Origin of the sequence: Paraburkholderia sp. J69-1 (assembly GCF_905220255.1) — a bacterium.
Lineage (GTDB): Bacteria > Pseudomonadota > Gammaproteobacteria > Burkholderiales > Burkholderiaceae > Paraburkholderia.
In genome coordinates, this window is record NZ_CAJMZG010000007.1 from 259,752 (window position 1) to 281,564 (window position 21,813).

At 63.2% G+C, this 21,813-nt stretch carries 22 protein-coding genes; 12 read left to right on the forward strand and 10 right to left on the reverse strand.

All coding sequences use genetic code 11. The features are described 5' to 3' along the window. Positions 1-109 precede the first annotated feature (109 nt). Complete coding sequence (locus tag U5A67_RS15175) at positions 110-1,054, forward strand: LysR family transcriptional regulator (RefSeq protein ID WP_205984347.1); 945 nt, start codon at positions 110-112, stop codon at positions 1,052-1,054. A 25-nt stretch (positions 1,055-1,079) separates the two neighbouring features. Here U5A67_RS15175 and U5A67_RS15180 read toward each other — a convergent pair whose 3' ends face one another. The 5 genes from U5A67_RS15180 to U5A67_RS15200 all read right to left on the reverse strand — a co-directional run bounded on the left by U5A67_RS15180 (position 1,080) and on the right by U5A67_RS15200 (position 5,632). Then, positions 1,080-2,075 carry a hypothetical protein gene (locus tag U5A67_RS15180; RefSeq protein WP_321815048.1) on the reverse strand — a complete coding sequence of 332 codons (996 nt, stop codon included), beginning with the start codon at positions 2,073-2,075 and terminating at the stop codon, positions 1,080-1,082. A 46-nt stretch (positions 2,076-2,121) separates the two neighbouring features. Next, a complete protein-coding gene (locus U5A67_RS15185; protein ID WP_321815047.1) occupies positions 2,122-2,934 on the reverse strand; it encodes a fumarylacetoacetate hydrolase family protein in 813 nt (270 codons plus the stop codon). A gap of 48 nt (positions 2,935-2,982) precedes the next feature. Then, the gene (gene frc, locus U5A67_RS15190; RefSeq protein WP_321815046.1) at positions 2,983-4,230 is read right to left on the reverse strand and encodes a formyl-CoA transferase; all 1,248 of its coding nucleotides are present in this window, start codon (positions 4,228-4,230) and stop codon (positions 2,983-2,985) included. Between the two features lie 442 nt (positions 4,231-4,672). Continuing rightward, the gene (locus U5A67_RS15195) at positions 4,673-5,401 is read right to left on the reverse strand and encodes a GntR family transcriptional regulator (protein WP_205984351.1); all 729 of its coding nucleotides are present in this window, start codon (positions 5,399-5,401) and stop codon (positions 4,673-4,675) included. Next, positions 5,402-5,632, reverse strand: a complete 231-nt coding sequence (locus U5A67_RS15200; RefSeq protein WP_321815045.1) for a hypothetical protein — start codon at positions 5,630-5,632, stop codon at positions 5,402-5,404. A 542-nt stretch (positions 5,633-6,174) separates the two neighbouring features. Here U5A67_RS15200 and U5A67_RS15205 point away from each other — a divergent pair. After that, entirely contained in the window at positions 6,175-6,594 is a 420-nt protein-coding gene (locus U5A67_RS15205) for a DUF2917 domain-containing protein (RefSeq protein WP_321815044.1), read from the forward strand. 81 nt (positions 6,595-6,675) lie between these two features. Here the strand turns inward: U5A67_RS15205 and U5A67_RS15210 are convergent, their stop codons facing one another. Further along, positions 6,676-7,839 (reverse strand): porin, encoded by a 1,164-nt coding sequence (locus U5A67_RS15210; RefSeq protein ID WP_321815043.1) that lies wholly within the window; start codon positions 7,837-7,839, stop codon positions 6,676-6,678. 646 nt (positions 7,840-8,485) lie between these two features. Here U5A67_RS15210 and mprF point away from each other — a divergent pair. The 4 genes from mprF (at position 8,486) to U5A67_RS15230 (ending at position 13,148) form a co-directional block, all read left to right on the forward strand. Next, positions 8,486-11,098, forward strand: a complete 2,613-nt coding sequence (gene mprF, locus U5A67_RS15215) for a bifunctional lysylphosphatidylglycerol flippase/synthetase MprF (RefSeq protein ID WP_321815042.1) — start codon at positions 8,486-8,488, stop codon at positions 11,096-11,098. Further along, complete coding sequence (locus U5A67_RS15220) at positions 11,095-12,477, forward strand: virulence factor family protein (protein WP_321815041.1); 1,383 nt, start codon at positions 11,095-11,097, stop codon at positions 12,475-12,477. The genes mprF and U5A67_RS15220 overlap by 4 nt, the downstream gene beginning before the upstream one ends. Positions 12,478-12,568: 91 nt before the next feature. Next, a complete protein-coding gene (locus U5A67_RS15225; protein WP_321815040.1) occupies positions 12,569-12,853 on the forward strand; it encodes a type II toxin-antitoxin system RelE/ParE family toxin in 285 nt (94 codons plus the stop codon). Between the two features lie 10 nt (positions 12,854-12,863). Then, positions 12,864-13,148 (forward strand): HigA family addiction module antitoxin, encoded by a 285-nt coding sequence (locus U5A67_RS15230; protein ID WP_321815039.1) that lies wholly within the window; start codon positions 12,864-12,866, stop codon positions 13,146-13,148. Positions 13,149-13,161: 13 nt separating this feature from the next. Here the strand turns inward: U5A67_RS15230 and U5A67_RS15235 are convergent, their stop codons facing one another. From U5A67_RS15235 to U5A67_RS15250, 4 genes are all read right to left on the reverse strand, one after another. Then, positions 13,162-13,428, reverse strand: coding sequence for a cupin domain-containing protein (locus U5A67_RS15235; protein ID WP_205984357.1), 267 nt, complete (start codon positions 13,426-13,428; stop codon positions 13,162-13,164). 134 nt (positions 13,429-13,562) lie between these two features. Then, a complete protein-coding gene (gene ahpF, locus U5A67_RS15240; RefSeq protein ID WP_321815038.1) occupies positions 13,563-15,164 on the reverse strand; it encodes an alkyl hydroperoxide reductase subunit F in 1,602 nt (533 codons plus the stop codon). A 186-nt stretch (positions 15,165-15,350) separates the two neighbouring features. Next, positions 15,351-15,914 (reverse strand): alkyl hydroperoxide reductase subunit C, encoded by a 564-nt coding sequence (gene ahpC, locus U5A67_RS15245; protein ID WP_205984359.1) that lies wholly within the window; start codon positions 15,912-15,914, stop codon positions 15,351-15,353. A 444-nt stretch (positions 15,915-16,358) separates the two neighbouring features. Continuing rightward, entirely contained in the window at positions 16,359-17,267 is a 909-nt protein-coding gene (locus U5A67_RS15250; protein ID WP_321815037.1) for a LysR family transcriptional regulator, read from the reverse strand. A gap of 126 nt (positions 17,268-17,393) precedes the next feature. Here U5A67_RS15250 and U5A67_RS15255 point away from each other — a divergent pair, with 126 nt between their 5' ends. The 6 genes from U5A67_RS15255 to U5A67_RS15280 all read left to right on the forward strand — a co-directional run bounded on the left by U5A67_RS15255 (position 17,394) and on the right by U5A67_RS15280 (position 21,811). Then, positions 17,394-18,119, forward strand: coding sequence for a pirin family protein (locus U5A67_RS15255; RefSeq protein ID WP_205984361.1), 726 nt, complete (start codon positions 17,394-17,396; stop codon positions 18,117-18,119). A gap of 166 nt (positions 18,120-18,285) precedes the next feature. Continuing rightward, on the forward strand, positions 18,286-18,699 hold the full coding sequence (locus tag U5A67_RS15260; protein ID WP_205984362.1) for a DoxX family protein: 414 nt from the start codon (positions 18,286-18,288) through the stop codon (positions 18,697-18,699). Positions 18,700-18,900: 201 nt separating this feature from the next. Next, on the forward strand, positions 18,901-20,262 hold the full coding sequence (locus U5A67_RS15265; RefSeq protein ID WP_321815036.1) for an aspartate aminotransferase family protein: 1,362 nt from the start codon (positions 18,901-18,903) through the stop codon (positions 20,260-20,262). A gap of 102 nt (positions 20,263-20,364) precedes the next feature. Beyond that, the gene (locus U5A67_RS15270; RefSeq protein ID WP_321815035.1) at positions 20,365-20,922 is read left to right on the forward strand and encodes an FUSC family protein; all 558 of its coding nucleotides are present in this window, start codon (positions 20,365-20,367) and stop codon (positions 20,920-20,922) included. Positions 20,923-21,199: 277 nt separating this feature from the next. Beyond that, positions 21,200-21,331: a hypothetical protein gene (locus tag U5A67_RS15275; RefSeq protein ID WP_277397925.1), complete on the forward strand. Its 132-nt coding sequence runs from the start codon at positions 21,200-21,202 to the stop codon at positions 21,329-21,331. A gap of 57 nt (positions 21,332-21,388) precedes the next feature. After that, entirely contained in the window at positions 21,389-21,811 is a 423-nt protein-coding gene (locus tag U5A67_RS15280) for a rubredoxin (protein WP_321815034.1), read from the forward strand. Positions 21,812-21,813: the final 2 nt, after the last annotated feature.

Genomic DNA, 21,813 nt, shown 5'->3' on the forward strand with positions numbered 1-21,813 from the left:
CAAAAGACGATGCATTCGGACTCCTTTCAACTCATGCTAGGGTGATTACTCAATTAGTCACAATTAAAGTTTGTTATTATGAGGATTCACCATCCTTTATGGATCGGCTATGACCATGCGGAACGCCACGCTGCGCCAGTTGAAGGTCTTCGAGACCGTGGCGCGCCACCTCAGTTTTTCGCGTGCCGCGGAAGAGTTGCACCTCACCCAGCCAGCCGTTTCCACGCAGGTCAGGCAGCTCGAAGAGCACGCCGGCCTGCCGCTCTTCGAGCAACTGGGCAAGAAGATCTATCTCACGCCCGCCGGCACGGAAATGCTTCATTACAGCCGCGCGATCATGCAGCAGTTCCACGAAGTCGACGAAGCCATGAGCCAGCTGAAAGGCGTCTCTGGCGGCAAGCTCAACGTGGCGGTGATCAGTGCAGGCGACTACTTCTTTCCGCGCCTGCTGGCCGAATTCACGCGGCGCTACAAGGGCGTGGAGCTCAATCTCTCGGTGCATAACCGCGAGCAGTTGCTGCATCAACTCTCCACGAACCAGACCGATCTGGCGATCATGGTGCGGCCTCCGCACGCCACGGACGCCATCAACGAAACGTTTGCGCCGCATCCTTATGTGATCGTCGCCGCGCCCACGCATCCGCTTGCCAACAAGCGCAACATCAAGATCAGCACGCTCGCCAACGAGGCGTTCATCGTGCGCGAGCGCGGCTCGGACACGTGGAATTCGATGGAGGAAGGCTTCGCGGGCAAGCTCACGAACCTGAAGATCGCGATGGAGATTCACAGCACCGAAACGATCAAGCAGGCCGTGATCGCGGGCATGGGGATCGCGTTTTTATCGGCGCATACGATCAGCCTCGAACTCCAGGTCGGGCACCTCGCCGTGCTCGACGTCGAGGGCTTTCCCGTCATGCTCAACTGGTACGTCGTGCACCGGAAAAACAAGCGTCTGCCGCCGGTTGCGCTCGCGTTCAAACGCTTCCTCATGGAGGAAGGCGCGCAACTGATCGAAAACATTACACGAGTCTCACAGGCCTCACTTCATAAGTAAGGACCTATGGTTACGGGCGTAACAGTTACGCCTGATGAATGATTTTCGTGACGCGCCGCGATTTGGAGGTCTGGCGACTGCGATTACGCCTTCGACGAGGCGAATCGCGCGAGGCGTGATGCGTGTCGCGCGGCGCTTCGCCAGGCGGCTCATAGAGGGAAAGCCAGGTATCGAACGCTGCGGGTTCGTAGGCGGCCGTGCCGCATGCCGTGACCAGCCAGCTATCGGGCACGGTGACGAGGCTCACTGGAGCGGGTCGTTTCGATACGTCCTGCGTGCTGCGCGCAGGACGCGTTCGCGGCATGCGCCGCGCGCCGCCCATCAGACGCACGCCTAACGCGGCGGCCAGCACGCAGGCCGCGCCGAGTGCCGAGAGCGCAAATTCCATCGACGATCGCGACGTTCCGATATGAACCGTTGCGAAGCCATCGCCCAACGCGGCAATCAGCGCGAGCGCCGTGAGATGCAGCGCGGATTCGCCACGGCTCAAGGGCTTGTGCTTGCGCGCGATGGTTCGTGGCTCGCGCGCGAGCATGAATGTGGCTGCGCCCAAGGCCACTGCGCCCCATATCGCCGTCATATAGAGCGCGATGCGCATGCTGACCGTGTGCTGCTGTATGAAAACCATGCAGATCACACTCGATACAGTGGCCGTGACGCCGAATACACACCCCATCGCCGCCACCACGCGCACACGCGGCGTAAGATCGAGACGCGTGCCCAGCCATAGGCCAGACAACGCGCCCAATTCCGCCGCCGCTACCGCCAGCGCGCTCTGGGTGAACAAGGCCGCCAGCACGCCTGGCGTGATCGTCAATAGCAGTGCAAAGGAAATCGCCAGCCACAGATGGCGCGAGCGCTCGGATTCGCTCGTGCGCGTGCAACATGGCCGTGCGCGAACCGGCTCGCGTCGAATCCAGCCCGACGCGAGCGGTGCGAATTGTGCAAATGCACAGACGAACCAGGCGAATAGCATGGCGCCGCCCAGGCACAACGCGTCGCCAGCCAGTTGCTGCGGCATCTCTTCTCCTCAGGTATCGCGCGTCAGGCTGCCCGGTGAACAGCGCTTAAACCACTCGCTCGTCTTCGCTCTGCGTTTGCCGCTCCGCGACCGGTGCATTGAGTGCGTTCGCCAGCGTGCCGATGCCCTCGATCGTGACTTCCACCGTTGCGCCTTCGCCGATCGAACCCACGCCAAGCGAGGTCCCGCACGCGATCACATCGCCGGGCTCCAGCGTGAGATCCTGCGAAATCAGGCTGACCTGTTGCGCGGGCGTAAACACCATATCGTCGAGCGGATAATTCTGCCGCTCCACACCATCGAGCAAGGTCACAACACGCGCACTGCGCCAGTCGAAGCCCGAAACGATCGCCGGTCCCAGACAGCAGAACGTATCGAATCCCTTCGCGCGGCACCATTGCGGGAAGTGCGGATTCTCCGCTAGCAAGCCCGCCGCCGTCACATCGTTCACGACCGTGTAGCCGAAGATCGCGGCCTGCGCTTCTTCGAGACTTGCATTGCGGCAACGCTTGCCGATCACTATGCCCAGCTCGCCTTCGAAAACGATTTTTCCCGCATAGTGGGCAGGCCTGCGAATCGCCGCGCCCGAACCAATCACCGATTCCGCGGGCTTGATCAGAAAAAGCGGATGCTCGGGCACCGGCTTTTCGAGCTTGAGCGCAAGCGCGTGAAAGTTATTCCAGAGCGCGACGACCTTGCCCGGCGCGCAAGGCGCAAGCGGCGTGAGCGCACGCATCGACAGCACGGCGCCCGTGGGCACCGGCTGATCGATGCCTTCGTATTCATGCAGATAACCGTTTTCGACGCGACCGAACACGATACTGCCGTCGTTCGCCATCAAGCGCATCCATGTGTCCATGCTCTGCTCCGTCGGTTCATCGATGTTATGAATTGGTTGCGCGCGCAATCAGATGGCGCCCGCGGCACGCAGCGAGCGGATCTCCGTTTCGCTATAGCCGAACTGCGTCAGCACCTCGTCGGTATGCTCGCCGAGCATCGGCGAACGCGTGACTTCGGTGGGACTGTCCGAGAGCTTGATGGGATTGCCGACGGTGAGATATTTGCCGCGCACCGGATGATCGACTTCGACGATCGTGCCGCTCGCGCGCAGCGATTCGTCATTGGCGATTTCCTTCATCGAAAGAATCGGGCCGCACGGAATGTCGTGCCGATTGAGCACGGCCATCGCTTCGAACTTGGTGCGATGCATGGTCCAGTGCTCGATCTCGGCGAAAATATCCTTCAAGTGCGGCAGACGCGCGCTGGGCGTCGCGTAACGCGGATCGCCGATCCATTCCTCGCGGCCGATCAGCTTGCAGATGCGGTCCCACACAGGCGCCTGCGCGATGAAATAGATATAGGCGTTCGGGTCGCTCTCCCAACCTTTGCACTTGAGAATCCAGCCCGGCTGACCGCCGCCCGAGGCATTGCCTGCACGCGGCACGGCCTCGCCGAAAGCCGCATTCGGGAATTGCGGATACTCCTTCATGACGCCGGTGCGCTCCAGCCGCTGCTGGTCGCGCAGCTTTACGCGGCAAAGATTGAGCACGCCGTCCTGCATGGCCGCCAGCACCTTCTGGCCGCGTCCCGTATGCGTACGCTGATAGAGCGCGGTGACGATGCCCAGCGCCAGATGCAGACCCGTACCGCTATCGCCGATCTGTGCGCCCGAGACCACCGGCGGACCATCGTCGAAACCCGTGGTGGAGGCCGCGCCGCCCACGCATTGCGCGACGTTCTCATAGACCTTGCAGTCCTCGTACGGCCCTGGGCCGAAGCCCTTCACCGAAGCCACGATCATGCGCGGATTGAGCGACTGGATATGCTCCCAGCTAAAGCCCATGCGTTCGAGCGCGCCGGGCGCAAAGTTTTCGACCAGCACATCGCAATCGCGAATCAGCCGTTCGAGCACACGCTTGCCCTGCGGATTCTTCGTATCGAGCGTCAGCGAGCGCTTGTTGCCGTTGAGCATCGTGAAGTACAGGCTGTCCGCATCGGGCAGATCGCGCAGTTGCTCACGCGTGATATCGCCCGCGCCCGCACGTTCTACCTTGATGACGTCAGCGCCAAACCAGGCGAGAAGCTGCGTGCAGGTCGGGCCCGACTGCACATGCGTGAAGTCGAGAATACGCACACCATCCAGTGCCTTGCCCATGTCAGGTCTCCTTGATTTAGTCGTGGCCGGGCGAGATAACGAAAAAACGAAATCGTGGAATCAGGAATCGGTTCTGCGGGAGCGCCGCGTCGCTGCGTCCGTTTTCAATACGGTATGTGATATATCACAACGAAGCAAGAGCGGGTTTATCCGCCCAAAATGCATGCCGATCGGGCTGTGAGCCTTGTCGGATATGGGTTTGTTGCCCTTGAAGGATGATTGCTGCACTGCATGAACGGGAAAACCCCGAGGCCTGAGCGGCCTTTCAGTGCGGAGATATTTCAGATTGGGCGTGCGGGATGCTCAAGATCCAGCCGCGTCGGCCGCCTTGATGCGCATAAAGTTCTGACCTTTTCGCCGCCGCGAATCCGGCGCCCAAACGAAAACGGGAGACCCGAAGGTCTCCCGCTGGCAACAGCTTCTACGGCGAACTGCTACAGGCTCAATCGAGAAAATCGCAATGCTTCTCGACATAGGCGGCGAGATCGAGCGAATGCTGGCGCGCGAGGCGCTCGGCAAGCTCGGTGTCGCGCTTTTCCAGCGCCTCGATGATACGCAGATGATCGACGATCGAACGCGATGCGCGGTCGCTCTGCGAAATCGTCATGCGACGAATCGCGCGCACGTGCACGAAGATGTTCTTGATGGTGTCGAGAATGATCTGCGACTTCGAGAGTTCGACGATCGCCTGGTGGAAGGCGATGTTGGCATCCGAGTACTCGGCGATATGCTCGGCCGGCGTGCTGTCGCGGAACGCGTCGAACATGTGACGCAGACGGGCAATTTCCTCGTCTGTGGCGTGCAGCGTCGCGAGACGCGCGGCCATGCTTTCCAGCGCGGCCCACATCTGGATCATTTCGACGATTTCACGCTTGTTCTTGCGCACGATATAGATGCCGCGACGCGGCACCATGCGCAGAAAGCCTTCCTGCTCGAGCAAAGTCATGGCCTCGCGCACCGGCGTGCGGCTCACGCCGAGCGTTTCGCTCAGCACGCGCTCGTCCAGACGGATTTCTTCGCGCGACTGATAGATGTCGGCGTCGGCAATGGCCTGACGCAGCATGGCATAAGCCTGATCGCGCAGGCTCAGCGTGGCATTGATGGGTTGCAGCGCCAGCGTGAGCGGCGCGGCTTCCCGGGTGGCGACAACTTCAGTGTGTTCTGACGACATTCATTGCCCTTTAACCGATACGACCCACCTGCGGCCCGACCTTGGGACCGACATGCGAACGGACGTGTTGACGGACCCCACGCGCGGCGCTTCGCCCAAACCGACGAAACGGCCATGCTGGCCAGCCTGCTCGATGGCCGACTGCGGCAGCCACTTTGCGATCATAACCGTTGCAGCCGCGCCTAAACCCACCACCGCTGCGCCAAAGAGTGCGAGAGAGACGAAATCCATTTGAAGCTCCGCAAGATTGAGTCATTGAATGACTGAATCATATGCTGCGTCGCGACAAAAATCAATATTCTGTATGTGATATATCACTAAGAATTCTTCTAATTGTTGTGTCTTCGATACAGGCCAGCGCGCCGTGCAGGAAACCATGCTGAACGAAATGGACGCGGGCGACAAGTCGATCCCAGGAAGGGATATTCCAGACGAAGCCGGACACCGCGAAACCGTCATCCGAAGCATCGGCACGGAACCAGCGGAACAGAACCAGCGGAATCCGACACGAATTTGGTTGACAGCGCATGCGGCGGCCCCGCACACTCGATTCATGCACACCTTTGCCACCCTTCCCCACACGACCGCGACAACTCGCCCGTGGCATATGCCGAAACATGGCATGGCACGGGGGAATGTGTGCGTATAGGCAAAAGGCAGTCTGTTCAGTCTGTCGTTGCGCAAATCACAAGCCCCGCCGAATCGACGGGGCTTTTTGTTTGTGGGTGGCAGAAGTAACGCTCCGTCCGTCGGCTCTAGAAATGGAGAACACGATGGATCAGGCATCACAGCAGGACGCCGCCGGCGCCTGTCAGGTCTTCAGTTTCGATCGCCTCTTGCAGGAGCAGGAGGTGCCGCTTCCCGCGCAGTCGATCCATTTCGCTGTCCCCATCGGCAAGACGCTCACCTGGCGCGTCGCCGCCGACAGCACTCTGCGCGTCCACGGCTCGCGCGTGTGGATCACCCGCGCCCGTTCGCCCTACGACCATTGGCTGAACCCCGGCGATACGCTGCGCGTCCTGCGCGGCGAACGGCTCTGGATCAGCTGCGACGATCCCGCCGATCTCGCCCCCAACCCGGCGCGCGTCACGATCACCAGCGCCTGGCGGCCGCCGTTGGCCAGCGCGCGGCAGATCGCGGAGCGCGTCGTCGCGTTGCTCTCGCTGCTGACGATGCGCCGCGCACCGCGTTAGGCGATGCATAAAAAACGCCGGGCGCGCCGCAGATTGGCGCGCCCGGCGTCTGTGCCCAGTGAGCACTCGCTTACATCGACATCAGAACTTGTGCCGCAGGCCCAGATTGATCATGGTCTGCGACGCGGTTCCGTTGTAGCCATACGAACCAATCGACGCTTCGGCCGGCATCGAACCGCCCGAGCCGTCGCCCTGATCGCCGCTCGCGTGCTGCCAGGCCGCCGTCATATAGAGATCGGTGCGCTTGGAGAGGCTGTAATCCGCGCCGATCGACACCTGATGGTAATTCGCGTTGGTATCGCCATTCGCGTGCGTGTAGCTGTAGCCGAGTCCCAGCAGCAGCGCCGGGTTCAACTGGTAATTCACGAAGCCCTGGCCGGTGTTGTACTTCTCGGTATCGCGGAATGCGGAACTCGCATCCGCCGCGTACTGCGCGTTGCTATATCCCAGCCCGAACGTAAACAGTCCGGCCGAATACTGCGCCGCCGCGCGCGCGATCGAAAGTGAGTGAGCGCTCGCATAACCGCTGTTGATCGGGCCGTCGAAGGTGCCGTCCGAGGTGCTGCTCCAGCCGTCGGTGCGAATGCCCAGGCCTGCCTGGCTGTTGGCCGCGTAGAAGTAACCGCCCGCGACCGCAATCGGCCCATTGTTATAGGCGACGGCCGCCGAATACGATTGCTCCGATCCCGTCGAGCCCGCAATGCCGCCGAACGAATACATGGCGGCCGCCTGCAGTCCGTTCCAGACCGGCGTGGTGTACTTGACCGCGTTGTTCACGCGGAAGCTGTTGTCGTAATTGTCGACGTCGCCCGCCGTGGCGAATGCCGAGCCGAAGTAGTTATCCGCGGTAATGCCCTGCACGAGATCGATCAGCGGATCGTACTGGCGGCCCAGCGTGAGCGAGCCGTATTGTTCGGCGGTCAGCCCGACGTACGCCTGGCGGCCGAACAGCCGCCCGCCCTGCGCGGACGATCCCGTCGAAGGATTAAAACCGCTTTCCAGCTGGAAGATCGCCTTGAGGCCGCCGCCCAGATCCTCGGCGCCCTTCATGCCCCAGCGCGAGCCGGACAGGTTGCCGTTGCTGGCGTTGCCGAGGCTCCAGAGATTCTTGCTGCCGTTGGCGTGATTGACGTAGGTGATCGAAGTGTCGATGGTGCCGTAGAGCGTGACACTGTTCTGGGCATGCACCGCGCCGGCAACCCCGAGCGCGGCGAGCGAAAGCGAAGTCAACGCGAGTCTCTTCACGTCATTCTCCTTGTCGAGCGGAGCCAGCGCCCCGATCCCATGCAAGACCATCTTGTGCGGTTCACATCCTCTCTTGCGTGGATCAATCTAACTCCACGGCGGCGCGAAGTAAAAGAATTAAAAAGCGTGTCTCGATTTGGTAACAGCGGATTCAGAAAGGGTTCGTTTCTGCCGTCAACCATTGAGTCGCGCGATGAAGCAATGCTCGCGTCGGGCCGCGTCAATCTGTCCGAAACACCTCGTTAATTGAGACGTCTGTACTATGGCGGCCGACTTTTGCCTGGCTGACTGCGCAGCGGTTTTGCGGCGTTTATGTCGTGCGTCTGCAAATATGAAGATTCGGATAAGTCGCGCAAAAATCGCCGATTAAGCGAAGCGCCGTGCGTAAAATGCAGCCCCAACGCATCAATCTGACGAATTTTCATCCGATCCTGTTTGATGTTTCTTTAGGTACTTAGTCAACCGTCCAGACGCCCCGCGCGTTTGCAGCTTTACCAGTCATTTACCAAACGTTTACGTTTTCCACCGCGAAGCCGCCCACCTGCCGGGCCGCCGCCGCCGGAACGTGACGTCCAACATGCGATGCCGCCCCCGGGGACGCCAGCACGGCGCCAAGGCGGCATCCGGGAATCCGCCGGACCAATCCATGTCTCAAACGCCTCCTTCGCGCCTCGCGCGCGCCGCCTTCGTGGCGCTGCGTCGCCGCGCCCGGGTTCTGCGCCTGCAGCGCTTCGCCGCGCCGGCGCTGGCGCTCGGCATCTGCGCGCTGCTGCTGATCGTGTTCCAGCATCTGTCGCAATCGGTGGATTACCGTTCGGTGATCCGCCAGCTTTGGCATCTGACCCCGACACAGTGGACCGGCGCGCTCGGCGCCACCGCGCTCAGCTTCGTCGCTCTCGTCGGTCGCGACGCCGTCGGCCTGCGCTATCTCGGCGCGCGCGTTTCGCGCGGCGCGCTGTGGGTCGGCGCGATCGCCGGCTCGGCGCTCGGCAACGTGACGGGCTTCGGCGCGCTCACGGGCGGCGCGGTGCGCTGCCGCGTCTATGGCCCCGCCGGCGTCACGCCCGCGCAGATCGGCCGCATGACGGTGTTCACGAGCGCGACGCTCGCCATCGCCCTTGCGCTGATGGCCGCGCTCGGCATGGTCGCTTCCGCCGACACGCTCGCGGGACTTTTGCACCTCACGCCCGCCGCGCTGCGCTGGATCGGCGGCATCGTGCTGGCGCTCGGCGCCGCGATGATCGCCGCCTGCCCGGCCCGCGCACGCGAGATCGAGCCCTTTAAGCGCGCCTGGCTGCGCTTCACGGTGCCCGCGCGCCGCGACCTCGTCGCGCAACTGCTGCTCGCCGCACTCGACGTGGTGGGCGCCGGCCTCGCGCTCTGGTCGGTGATGCCGCACGCGCAGCTCGATTTCGCCGATTTCCTGACCGTCTACACCGCCGCCATGCTGCTCGGCCTGATCGGCCATACGCCCGGCGGCATCGGCGTATTCGAAGCGGCGATGGTGTTCGCGCTCGGCTCCAGCGTGCCGGGCTCGAAGGTATTCGCCGCGCTGCTGGCCTATCGCGCGATCTACTTCGGCGCGCCGCTCGCGCTGTCGGCCGCGCTGCTCGCCGCATTCGAAGGCCGCGCGCTCAAGAACCCGCTCAACACGAATTTCGCCAGGCGCGGCGCCGACGGCGTCTCGCAACTCGCACCGCTGTTCCTCGCCATCGTCACCTTCGTGACGGGCAGCATGCTGGTGATCTCGGGCGCGACGCCCGCCTTCACCAAGCGCATCGCCCTGCTGCAAACCTTCCTGCCGCTCTGGGTGCTCGAAAGCTCGCAGATGCTCGGCAGCCTGTTCGGCGTGCTCTTGCTGTTCGTCGCGCGCGGTCTGCTGCGCCGGCTCGACGCTGCCTGGTGGCTCGCGCTGATGCTCGCCGTCGCCAACCTCGCGCTCTCGCTCACCAAGGGTCTCGCCTTTGTCGAAGCGGGCGTGCTGTGCGTGCTGATCGCGCTGCTGATCGCCACACGCGGCCGTTTCAATCGCCATTCGTCGCTGTTCGCGGAGCGCTTCACGCCCGCGTGGCTGGCTTCGGTCGGCTGCGTGATCGCGCTGGCCGTCTGGGTGCTGCTGTTCGCCTTCCGCGACGTCGATTATTCGCAGCATCTCTGGTGGCAATTCGCCTTCGACGAACGCGCGCCGCGTGCACTGCGCGCCACGCTCGGCGCGGGCGTGTTCGCTGCGGCGCTGGCCTCGTGGCAGTTGCTGCGCCCGGCGGCCGGCCGCTTCGTGATGCCCGCGAGCGAAGATCTCGTCGAAGCCGCGCGCATCGTGCGCGCGCAGGAACGCAGCGACGCGGGCCTCGCGCTGATGGGCGACAAAAGCTTCCTGTTCTCGCAGTCGCGCAACGCCTTCCTGATGTACGCCAAACGCGGCCGCACGTGGGCCGCGCTGCACGACCCGGTCGGCCCGCGCGAAGAATGGCCCGCGCTGATCCGCGAATTCGTCTCGCTCGCGCACACGCACGGCGGGCGCGCCGCGTTCTACCAGGTGCGCGCCGACGCACTGCCGCTGTATCTGGACGCCGGTCTCACGCTGATGAAACTCGGCGAAGAAGCGCGCGTGATGCTGCAGGAATTCGATCTCAAGGGCCCGCAGCGCGCGCATCTGCGCTATGCGCTCAAACGCGGCGAGCGCGACGGCTTCTCGTTCGAAAACATCGAACCCGCGCAGATGGCCGAAAGCCTGCCGGTGCTGCGCGCGATCTCCGACGCCTGGCTCGAAGACCGCGAAGCGCGCGAAAAGAGCTTCTCGGTGGCCGCGTTCGAGGACGATTACCTCGCCGCCCAGCATGTGCTGATGGTGCGCCAGAACGGCGCGCCGCTCGCCTTCGTCACCTTCATGACGACCGACCTGAACACCGACGCGACGGTCGGCGTCATGCGCCATCTGCCGGGCGCTTCGCCCTACGCGATGGAGTATCTGTTCACGCAGCTTGCGCTGCATCTGAAAGCCGCCGGGTATCAGTCGCTCTCGCTCGGCATGGCGCCGCTTTCCGGCATGGGGCCGACGCCGCTCGCGTCGTCGTGGCACCGCCTGGCCGGACTGATCTGGCGCTTCGGCGGCAAGTTCTACAACTTCCGTGGGTTGCGCGGCTTCAAGAACAAGTTCGCGCCGCGCTGGGAACCGCGCTATCTGGCCGCCTCGGGCTCGATCAGCGTGTTCATCACCCTTGCGGATCTATCGCTGCTGGCAGGAGGCTGGCGTTCATGATTCATCGTATTTTCTCGCTGCCGCGCACGACCCGCGCGGCAGCGGGCGCAGTATTGCTCGCGCTCGGCGCCGTTCAGGCCCACGCAACCGAGGCACAGGCGCATAGCGCCGTGACGCATGTCTCCGGCGGCCGTTATGGCGATGTCGCCATGACGCGCCCCATCGGCGGGATGCGCGGTTTCACCGTGCTGTTCTCCGCAGGCGATCACTGGAACGCCGACGACCAGACCCGCGCCGATGCGCTCGCGCATCACGGCGCGCTCGTCGTGGGCGTGGACAAGACGCGCTATATGACGAACCTCGCGGCGGTCAAGAACGAGACCTGCCACAAGCTCTATAGCGACGCCGAAGCGCTCAGCCATCAGCTCGAACGTCAGGAAGAATCGAGCCAGTATTTCGCGCCGATCGCCATCGGCACGGGCGAAGGCGCGTTGATCGCGCAGCGCATGCTCTCGCAGGCGCCGGCCAACACGATGGCGGGCGCGGTATCGCTCGATCCGGCCACGAAGCTCGACGCGCGCTTTGCGCCCTGCCCGGCCGATCCGACGCTCTCGCGCGGCAAAGGCCTGCCCGGTTTCTTCGAACAAGGCGTGACCTCGACGGTTGCGGGCGCAACGAAAACGCCGGCGGCTTCAACGGCCGGCGCCGCGCCGCACGTGTTCGCAGCGAACCTGAGCGACGCCGATAAACTCGTCACGCTCGCCGCGCCGCATCTGCACGTGGCGACGGAAAGCGAGGAAGACGTTTCAGATCTTCCGCTCGTCGAACTGCCCGCCGCGCATCCGACCGACATGCTCGCCGTGGTGATTTCCGGCGACGGCGGCTGGCGCGATCTCGACAAGACGATCGCGGAACAACTGCAAAAGCAGGGTGTTTCGGTGGTCGGCTGGGATGCGCTGCGCTACTTCTGGAGCGAGAAGTCGCCCGCGCAGACGAGCCACGATCTTGCGCGCGTGATCAACACGTACGCGTCGCGCTGGCATGCGAAGCACATCGCGCTGGTGGGCTATTCGTTCGGCGCCGATGTGATGCCGTTCGCCTATAACCGCCTGCCGGATGCACTGCGCGCGAAGGTCTCGTATATGTCGCTGCTCGGCTTCGCGCCCGACGCGGACTTCCAGATTCGCGTGGTGGGCTGGCTCGGCATGCCGGCGAGCGACAAGGCGCTCAAGGTGCAGCCGGAACTGGCGAAGGTGCCGCCGTCGATCGTGCAATGCGTGTATGGCGCGGACGAGAAAGATACGCTGTGCCCGGCGCTGGCGAACACCGGCATCGATCTCGTGAAGACGCACGGTAGCCACCACTTCGACGGCGACTACAGCGCGCTCGCCGCGAAGATCATCGAAGGCTGGAAGAAGGAGATTGCGGCGCGGGGGTGAAGTGCCGCTTTCTGGGCTTTGCTTGACTCAGGGCAGACTTTGGCCGACTATAACGCCACGCGTCATATGACGCGTGGCGTTATGCTTTGGCATGGCGATCCAAAACTTCGAAGACCGGGAAACTGCGCTCATCTGGGCAGGTGAACGCTCGCGATTTCTGCCTGTAGAGATACAACAGATCGCGCGCCGCAAGCTACGAATGCTCAATGCGGCGCACGCGCTATCGGATTTGCGAATTCCTCCAGCCAACCGGCTCGAACAACTGAAGGGCGATCGCGCCGGTCAGTACAGCATTCGCATCAATGAACGATGGCGCGTTTGCTTCCGGTGGCACGACACAAACGCCCACGACGTCGAGATCGTCGACTACCACTGAGGCGCTGACTATGAAAAAACTCGCGAACGTCCACCCCGGAGTGGTACTCCAGGACGAATTCCTCACCCCGATGGAGATGAGCCAGAACGCACTGGCGCGCGCCATGAGCGTTCCGCCTCGCCGTATCAACGAAATCGTGCACGGCGAGCGCAGCGTGACGGCAGACACCGCGCTGCGCCTCGCCTTCGTTTTCGGCACCACGCCGCAGTTCTGGATGACGCTACAGGCCGACTACGACCTCGAAGAAGCCGCGCGCCACGTGAAGCTTTCGGATCTGCGCCGCCTCGCGGCCTGACCCGACCTCTCCCTCACCCCTTCCTCCCCGCCAGATACTGCACGCCCTGCGGCCCATAGTCCTCGACATGCGGCACATGGGCGGGCAGGTGAAACACCTCGCCCGCCCGATACACCCGCGCCGCGCCGCCCGACCTGATCGTGATCTCTCCAGCGACGATCAACGCCTTCGCTTCGAACGGATGCGAATGCTCGTCCATATGGCCCGGCTCGCGCGTCACGAGTACCGGCTCTGGAAAGCCTTCGCTCGCAAGCGTGCGGATAAAAGTGTCACGATCCACGGCTGTCTCCTTCCTGAAACACGACGCGGCCTGACGCCGCACGCTCCAGTCTGGCACGCCCGCATCCGCCAGGCGAAAAAAAACGCCGGCCACTCAGGGCCGGCGTCCGCATGGGGCATCCCGCGGCAAAAAACTTATGCGATAGCGGCAGCCGCCGTTGCGTCCTCTTCCAGTTCCACCAACGAGCGGATCAGGTAATCGAACGCCGCCAGCGAGGCCTTCGCGCCTTCGCCCACTGCGATCACGATCTGCTTGAACGGCACGGTCGTCACGTCACCCGCGGCGAACAGACCCGGCACCGACGTCTGGCCCTTCGCATCGACTTCGATCTCGCCGTGCTTCGACAGCGCGACCGTGCCCTTCAGGAACTCGGTGTTCGGCACGAGACCGATCTGCACGAACACGCCTTCGAGTTCGACATGACGCTTCTCGCCCGAGGTGCGTTCCAGGAACGCGAGACCCGTGACCTTCTGGCTATCGCCGACGATTTCGGTGGTCTGCGCGTTCACGTGCACCGTGACGTTCGGCAGGCTGCGCAGCTTGCGTTGCAGCACTTCGTCCGCACGCAGTTGCGCGCCGAATTCGAGCAGCGTGACGTGGCTCACGATACCGGCGAGATCGATCGCCGCTTCCACGCCCGAGTTGCCGCCGCCGATCACCGCCACGCGCTTGCCCTTGAAGAGCGGGCCGTCGCAGTGCGGGCAGTACGCCACGCCCTTGTTCTTGTACTCCTGCTCGCCCGGCACATCGACATTGCGCCAGCGCGCGCCCGTTGCCAGCACCACGCTCTTCGCGCGCAGCGTTGCGCCGCTTTGCGTGCGCACTTCGAAACCCTTGCCCGTCGGCACCACGGCATCGGCGCGCTGCAGGTTCATGATGTCCACTTCATAGGCGCGAACGTGCTGTTCGAGCGCCGTCGCGAACTTCGGCCCTTCGGTTTCCTTGACCGAGATGAAGTTCTCGATCGCCATCGTGTCGAGCACCTGGCCGCCGAAACGCTCGGCGAGCACGCCCGTCTTTATGCCCTTGCGCGCCGCATAGATCGCAGCCGCCGCGCCTGCGGGGCCGCCGCCGACGATCAGCATATCGAACACGTCCTTCTGGTTCAGCTTCTCGGCAGCGCGCGCCGATGCGCCCGTGTCGAGCTTGGCGAGAATTTCTTCCACGCCCATGCGGCCCTGGCCGAACACTTCGCCGTTCAGGTAGATGGTCGGCACAGCCATGATCTGGCGCTTCTCGACTTCGTCCTGGAACAGCGCGCCATCGATCGTGACGATCTGCACGTTCGGGTTCAGCGCTGCCATCGCGTTGATCGACTGCACGACTTCCGGGCAGTTCTGGCACGACAGCGACATATAGACTTCGAACGAGAACACGCCGTCGAGCGACTTCACCTGGTCGATCGTTTCGTTTTCGAGCTTGACCGGATGGCCGCCCACCTGGAGCAGCGCCAGCACGAGCGACGTGAATTCGTGGCCCATCGGGATACCGGCGAACGTGACCTTCACGTCCGAATTTGCACGCTTGATCTCGAACGAAGGGGTACGCGCGTCGCCAGCAGCGGCGCCGCGGCGTTCTTCGTAGCTGATGCGATCCGACAGCGATGCGATGTCCTGCAGCAATTGCTGCAGTTCCTGCGACTTCTCGCCGTCGTTCAGGTACGCAACGATCTCAATCGACTGCGTGACTTTTTCGAGGTAGCTTTTCAGTTGGGTCTTGAGATTGGCGTCGAGCATGGCGTGTTCCGGCTAAAGAAGAAGCGGGGGAATTCTTGGAATAACTCAGTATTGCCTGGCAATTTCGCCGTCTTGTAGCAGGCGATTCAGGCATCCGGGCCGCTGCCGCGTGGGCGCGGCCCGGAGATACAGCTAGTGAGACTTCAGCGTCATGCAGTCAAACCGACTGCATCGATCAAACAACGCTTAGATCTTGCCGACGAGGTCGAGCGACGGCTTGAGCGTTTCTGCGCCCGGCGTCCACTTGGCGGGGCAGACTTCGCCCGGGTGAGCAGCAACGTACTGAGCTGCCTGAACCTTGCGCAGCAGTTCCTTTGCGTCACGGCCGATGCCGTTGTCGTGGATTTCGCACAGCTTGATCTCGCCTTCCGGGTTGATCACGAACGTGCCGCGCAGTGCCAGACCTTCTTCTTCGATCATGACGTCGAAGTTGCGCGTGATTGCGCCCGTCGGGTCGCCAACCAGCGGGTACTGGATCTTGGCGATCGTTTCCGACGTGTCGTGCCATGCCTTGTGCGTGAAGTGCGTGTCGGTCGACACACCGTAGACTTCTACGCCCAGCTTCTGGAATTCTGCGTACTGGTCGGCCAGATCGCCGAGTTCCGTCGGGCACACGAACGTGAAGTCAGCCGGGTAGAACACGACGACCGACCACTTGCCCTTCAGGTTTTCTTCAGAGACCGGAACGAACTTACCGTTGTGGTATGCGGTTGCCTGGAACGGCTTGACTTGCGTGTTGATGAGAGACATTCGTTGCTTCCTCGCTCTGGGTTGGAAAAGGTATGGACGAAGATTACGGGAACCACGCCCATTTGAAAAATTGGTTGCTTTGATCGCAGGAATAAACCATGCCTATCGGGCCTCATGAAAACCATTACATGGCTTCCCAAGCCCATCGGCACAAGGGTTTGCGCCTGCGCTCATCCCGCGTGAAGCGGCCCGAGCAACCCTCGGGGCGGTGAGCATACAACGAAACTGCGACACTGAGCCTCACGCCCCCAGCCTTCATAGGCCTCTTTCATGCACCATTCGGGTGCATGCAGGCCGTGCGTCCAGCCGGGCCGCGCATGCAAGGGCTGTGATCGTGGGCCACCGCGTGAGGTTCCGCGCGACTGACGCCACATTCATCGCGCCTGCATCTTCTCTAGATGCAGGCGCAACCGCCATTCCTCAATAGCATGCGGCCAGACCGCATCAAAGCGCCCCGCCACGCGCCGTTGCCGCACGGGCGGCCAGGCGCTCGCGCAGGAATTGCGTCAGCGCGCGAATCGTCACGGAAGCTTCACGATGCTGCGGATAGACCGCATGCAGCGCGTTGGACGGCGGCATGTAGTCCTGCAGCACCTCGACGAGCAGTCCCGCATCGACCGATCCCGCGACGATAAAGTCCGGCAGATAGCAGATGCCCAGCCCCGCAATGGCGGAATCGCGGATCACCTCGCCGTTGTTCGCGCGCAGCGGCCCATGCACCTCGAACGGCGTTCTCAGGCCGTCGATCATGAATTCCCACGGCGCCCGCCCCTGCTGCCCGTAAGGCAGACAGGCGTGACCGGCGAGATCGGCGGGCGTTTCGGGCGCGCGCCGCCGACGCCGGTAGCCGGGGCTGCAGCACGCGATCATGCGCACGTCGATGAGCTTTTGCGCCACCAGCGTGGAATCCGCCAGCCGCCCGATGCGCAGCGCCATGTCGAAACCTTCGCCGATCACATCGACGGTACGGTCGCTCAAATCCATGTCGAAGCGCACATCCGGGTGCTCGCGCAGAAATTCGGCGACGAGCGGCGACAGATGCGCCATGCCGAACGACATCGGCGCGCTCACTTTCAGCAGACCATGCGGCTCCGAGCGGCGGTCGGACATGGCGCGTTCGGCCTCGGCGACATCGGCGAGGATGCGTTTGGCGCGATCGTAAAAGTCCTGTCCGAGGTCCGTCACGGCCAGATTGCGCGTGTTGCGGATCAGCAGGCGCGCGCCCAGATCGGCTTCCAGCGCCGCCACGCGGCGGCTCACGAACTGTTTGGACAGACGCAGCCGGTTGGCCGCCGCGGTGAAATTGCCGGCGTCCACCGTGTTGATGAAGATGCGCATGTCGTCGAGTTGCATATCTATTGTCCACTCAAATGTGACAGTGAGTCGTATTTTACGGCGATCCACATCGCTTCGGTTGACCTAAGATTCACTCCACCGCAACGAACAACGAATCGCAACCGATTCAACCGGAGAGAAAAAATGATCGAACTTCGCAAGGCAGACCAACGCGGCCGCGGTGAACATGGCTGGCTCAGCTCGCGTCACACGTTCTCTTTCGCGAACTACTACGACCCGAAGCAAGTGGGCTTTTCCGATCTGCTCGTGATCAACGACGACCGTGTTGCCCCGGCGCGCGGCTTCGGCAAGCACCCGCACCGCGACATGGAAATCTTCTCGTACGTGCTGGAAGGCGCGCTCGAGCACAAGGATTCGATGGGCACCGGTTCGGTGATCGTGCCGGGCGACGTGCAACTGATGAGCGCCGGTACGGGCGTGGCGCACAGCGAGTTCAACCATTCGGCCGACGAAGGCGTGCACTTCCTGCAGATCTGGATTGCACCGAATGTGAAGGGCGCGCAACCGCGCTATCAGCAGAAGAACATCGCCGATACGGAAAAGCGCGGCAAGCTGCGCCTGATCCTCTCGCCGGATGGCGCCGACGATTCGCTGCTGCTGCGTCAGGACGCACGCGTCTATGCCGGCCGCTTCGACGGCGCGGAAAGCGCGCAGGTCGAGATTGGCGCAGACCGCTTCGCCTATGTGCATGTGGCGCGCGGCAGCGTGAAGCTTAACGGCGTGGAACTGGGCGAAGGCGACGGCGCACGCATCCGTTCGGAACGCGAACTAAGCTTTACGGACGGACACGATGCCGAAGTCCTGGTGTTCGATCTGCGTAATATCGAAGTGTCGGAACTCTGGTCGTAAAGCCAGCTTGAGCTCTGATTGAGCCGGATTGCCGGGCGCTCGCCGCCCGGCAAGCAACACCGCCAGCCACACCGCTTGCTACACCCACTTGCTACACCCTCTTGCCGCTGTCATCGCTTAAAGCACAGGCAGACCTTCTGCCAACACAATATTTCGGAGAAACACCATGCGCTATAACCTCTTTGGTCAAAACAACGACGTCGTTCTGCTGATCTCGCGTGTCCTGCTGGCCGCCCTGTTCATCCTGTTCGGCTGGTCCAAGATCACAGGCTTTTCGGGTACGGTCGACTACATGGCGCACGTGGGCGCACCCGCGCCGATGATCTCGGCAGTCATTGCGGTAGTCATGGAATTCGTGGTCGGCATCCTGATCGCCGTGGGCTTCTATACGCGTCCGCTCGCCGTGCTGCTGGCGCTCTACACGATTGCCACCGCGATCATCGGCCATCACTTCTGGAATATGACCGGCGCCGATCAAATGGCGAACATGATCAACTTCTACAAGAACGTGAGCATCGCAGGCGGCCTGCTGGCGCTTGCAGTGACGGGTCCTGGCAAGTTCTCGATCGACCGGAAGTAAAGACGCACGTGAGTGACATTGAACGCTCCTTGTGGGCGTGAACGCTGAAGATGTGAAGAGGCGCGATGACCGTAACGGTATCGCGCCTTTCGCTTTTTGTGACCTCGGCCGAATGGCATAGGCTATTTGTCCGAATTTACTTCGATAGATGTGCATGCGACGATCGGTGCAGACAAAACCAGGCACCAGGAGGAATCGTCCATGCCAGACCGTCAAGGCGTGAACCGGGAACGCGCGCAACGCGTCCTCGCACGCGAGCGCAACGCCTTTATTGCCGCGCGCCCGAAATCGCAGGCGCTCTCCGCGCGGGCTGCGCAGCATCTGCTGTTCGGCGTGCCGCTGCACTGGATGAACGACTGGTCCACGCCTTTTTCGCTCTACGTTGATAGTGCGCGCGGCGCGGCCTTCAGCGACGTGGACGGTCATCGCTACACCGACTTCTGCCTGGGCGACACGGGCGCGATGTTCGGCCACGCACCGCAGGCCGTCGCGCAGGCACTCGCGCAGCAGGCGCAACGCGGCTTCACCACCATGCTGCCCGGCGAAGACGCCGTGGCCGTGGGTGCCGCGCTCGCGGAACGCTTCGGCCTGCCCTACTGGCAGTTCGCCATGACTGCGAGCGACGCCAATCGCTTCGCGCTGCGCTGGGCGCGCGCGGCCACTGGGCGGCAGAAGATCGTCGTGTTCAACGGCTGCTATCACGGCACGGTGGACGATGTATTCGTCGATCTCGTCGATGGCGTGCCCACGCAGCGCGCGAGCCTGCTCGGCCAGGTGCACGACCTGCTGCCGCACACGCGCGTGGTGGAATTCAACGATCTCGCCGCGCTGGAACAAGCGCTTGCCGATGGCGAAGTCGCCTGCGTGCTGGCCGAACCGGCCATGACCAACGTCGGCATGGTGTTGCCGGAAGCGAGCTTCTGGCGCGAGGCCCAGGCGCTCATCAAACGCCACGGTACGCTGCTGCTGATCGACGAAACCCACACCATCAGCAGCGGCCCGCGCGGTTATGCACGTGCGCACGGTATCGAAGCCGATCTCTTCGTGCTCGGCAAGCCGGTGGGCGGCGGTGTGCCTTGCGCCGTTTATGGTTTCTCGGCGGAACTGGCTGCACGCGCGCAGAAAGCGAAGCTCGACGCGCCGCCGGGCCATTCGGGCATCGGCACCACGCTCACGGCCAACGCGCTGTCGATGAGCGCAATGCGCGCGACGCTCGACGAAGTCATGACCGAAGCGGCCTACGCGCACATGTTCGCGCTCTCCGAACGGCTCGCGAGCGGCCTCACATCCACGATCGCGCGCCACGATCTGCCGTGGTGCGTCACACGCGTGGGCGCGCGCAGCGAATTCCAGTTTTGCGCCACACCGCCGCGTAACGGCACCGAAGCACGCGCCGCGATGAACGACGAACTCGAACACGTCATCCACCTGTATCTGCTTAATCGCGGCGTGCTGATCACGCCGTTCCACAACATGATGCTGGTGTGCCCGGACACAAGCGAAGCCGATGTCGATCGTCTGCTCGGCGCGTTCGATGCCTGTCTTGCGGAGCTTTGTGGCTAGTGCGCGCCAGGCATCGAATGGTAAGGCGCGCTTGATATGCTTGACGGCCTGCAGGCGCGCGCGCCGTGCTTTTGAATACGTTTTCCAGGCCGCATAGAACCGATGCACGATCCGCAAGACAACCTTTACGCTTACCTCACTTCGCTACAGCAGGCGGCGCTGGGTGCGCTCAAGCGCCTGCCGCTCAAAAGCCGCGCCGCGCAGGGCGCCTTGATGGCGCTGCGCGCCGTGTGCGGCGCGGGCCTCGCTTACAGCATCGGCCGCGCCCTGCATACCGAGCAGGCGTTCTGGGCCGCGATCACGGCCATCGCCGTCACACAGCACGATTACGCCGACACGCTCTCGCAGTCGCGCGACCAGTTCATCGGCGCGATTGCGGGCGGGATTGTCGGCTTCGCGGCGGCAACACTGGGCGCGGAAAATATCCCGGCGTATCTGGCGGCCGTGGCTGTGGTGATCGTCGCGTGCTGGTGTCTGCGCGTGAGCACGGCCGCGCGGCTGGGCGCGATCACGACCACCATCGTGCTGCTCGTGCCCACACAAGGTCCGGTATGGGACGTCGCGCTGTTCCGCGTGGCGGAGGTGGCCATCGGCATGGCCTGCGCGCTGCCGGTCTGCTGGGTGTTTTCGTTAGCGGAGCGGCGGTGGTTGCATGGGTAGGATGCCGTTTTCATCCGGCGCTTTTTATCGCTCTCAACCCTCGCGAAATAATCCATCTCCCGCTGCTGCGCAATGATCTGCGCAATAGCAGCGATAATGACGCACGCCATGCGACAGCGCCCGATCCGGGCGTGCGCAATGGTATCGCCGGGTGCGGCTGGTGCGCGCGGGCAGCGTCGAAACGCCCCCCGCCAACGCGAAATCGTGCGACACTCCTCGGCCGCGCCAATCCTGGCGCACGAGATCCAACGACACGCTTTTCGCGACGCCGCACGCCATGAATACGACTCCCCAATCTGTCCCCGCCACGAACGCCGCGCCGCGCAAGACCATTACGCTGCTGCAAATGCTCGCGCTGATCGCCTTCGGTGGCATCGCGGCTTCGCTGGTGCTCCGTCTCTTCGTCTAAGCGACCAGACGACGACACCACGCCGCGCGGGACGCCTGGCCACCTGTTTTTCCGTTTATGTACAAGAAAGGCGTCGCCCTCGAAATCCAGTTCTCCCCCGAGCGTCTGAATGACGGCGCAGGCGATCCCTACTGGATCGACCTCACTGCCGAAGAAGCCGCTGCGCTGCTCGACACCTTGCAGACGAAGCTCGCCGCGCGCGAAAGCACGTCGGCGCCGCTGGTCGTCGCGCTCGACACGCCGCGCGAAACGCCGGCCACGACTGCACCAGCGACCGAAGCCGAAGCCGCAAAAACCGCAGCCGACGATGCAGCCTTCAAGCAATGGGTCTGCGTGATCTGCGGCTGGGTCTACGACGAAGCGACCGGCGCGCCCGATGACGGCCTCGCGCCCGGCACGCGCTGGGCCGACGTGCCCGAAGACTGGCGCTGCCCGCTGTGCGACGTGGGCAAGGAAGACTTCGCGCTCGTCGAGTTCTGATT

Coding starts and splice junctions, on each gene's coding strand:
- U5A67_RS15175 (WP_205984347.1), top strand. CDS start 110: ATGACCATGCGGAACGCCACGCTGCGCCAGTTGAAGGTCTTCGAGACC.
- U5A67_RS15180 (WP_321815048.1), bottom strand. CDS start 2,075: ATGCCGCAGCAACTGGCTGGCGACGCGTTGTGCCTGGGCGGCGCCATG.
- U5A67_RS15185 (WP_321815047.1), bottom strand. CDS start 2,934: ATGGACACATGGATGCGCTTGATGGCGAACGACGGCAGTATCGTGTTC.
- frc (WP_321815046.1), bottom strand. CDS start 4,230: ATGGGCAAGGCACTGGATGGTGTGCGTATTCTCGACTTCACGCATGTG.
- U5A67_RS15195 (WP_205984351.1), bottom strand. CDS start 5,401: ATGTCGTCAGAACACACTGAAGTTGTCGCCACCCGGGAAGCCGCGCCG.
- U5A67_RS15200 (WP_321815045.1), bottom strand. CDS start 5,632: ATGGATTTCGTCTCTCTCGCACTCTTTGGCGCAGCGGTGGTGGGTTTA.
- U5A67_RS15205 (WP_321815044.1), top strand. CDS start 6,175: ATGGATCAGGCATCACAGCAGGACGCCGCCGGCGCCTGTCAGGTCTTC.
- mprF (WP_321815042.1), top strand. CDS start 8,486: ATGTCTCAAACGCCTCCTTCGCGCCTCGCGCGCGCCGCCTTCGTGGCG.
- U5A67_RS15220 (WP_321815041.1), top strand. CDS start 11,095: ATGATTCATCGTATTTTCTCGCTGCCGCGCACGACCCGCGCGGCAGCG.
- U5A67_RS15225 (WP_321815040.1), top strand. CDS start 12,569: ATGGCGATCCAAAACTTCGAAGACCGGGAAACTGCGCTCATCTGGGCA.
- U5A67_RS15230 (WP_321815039.1), top strand. CDS start 12,864: ATGAAAAAACTCGCGAACGTCCACCCCGGAGTGGTACTCCAGGACGAA.
- ahpF (WP_321815038.1), bottom strand. CDS start 15,164: ATGCTCGACGCCAATCTCAAGACCCAACTGAAAAGCTACCTCGAAAAA.
- ahpC (WP_205984359.1), bottom strand. CDS start 15,914: ATGTCTCTCATCAACACGCAAGTCAAGCCGTTCCAGGCAACCGCATAC.
- U5A67_RS15250 (WP_321815037.1), bottom strand. CDS start 17,267: ATGCAACTCGACGACATGCGCATCTTCATCAACACGGTGGACGCCGGC.
- U5A67_RS15255 (WP_205984361.1), top strand. CDS start 17,394: ATGATCGAACTTCGCAAGGCAGACCAACGCGGCCGCGGTGAACATGGC.
- U5A67_RS15260 (WP_205984362.1), top strand. CDS start 18,286: ATGCGCTATAACCTCTTTGGTCAAAACAACGACGTCGTTCTGCTGATC.
- U5A67_RS15265 (WP_321815036.1), top strand. CDS start 18,901: ATGCCAGACCGTCAAGGCGTGAACCGGGAACGCGCGCAACGCGTCCTC.
- U5A67_RS15270 (WP_321815035.1), top strand. CDS start 20,365: ATGCACGATCCGCAAGACAACCTTTACGCTTACCTCACTTCGCTACAG.
- U5A67_RS15275 (WP_277397925.1), top strand. CDS start 21,200: ATGAATACGACTCCCCAATCTGTCCCCGCCACGAACGCCGCGCCGCGC.
- U5A67_RS15280 (WP_321815034.1), top strand. CDS start 21,389: ATGTACAAGAAAGGCGTCGCCCTCGAAATCCAGTTCTCCCCCGAGCGT.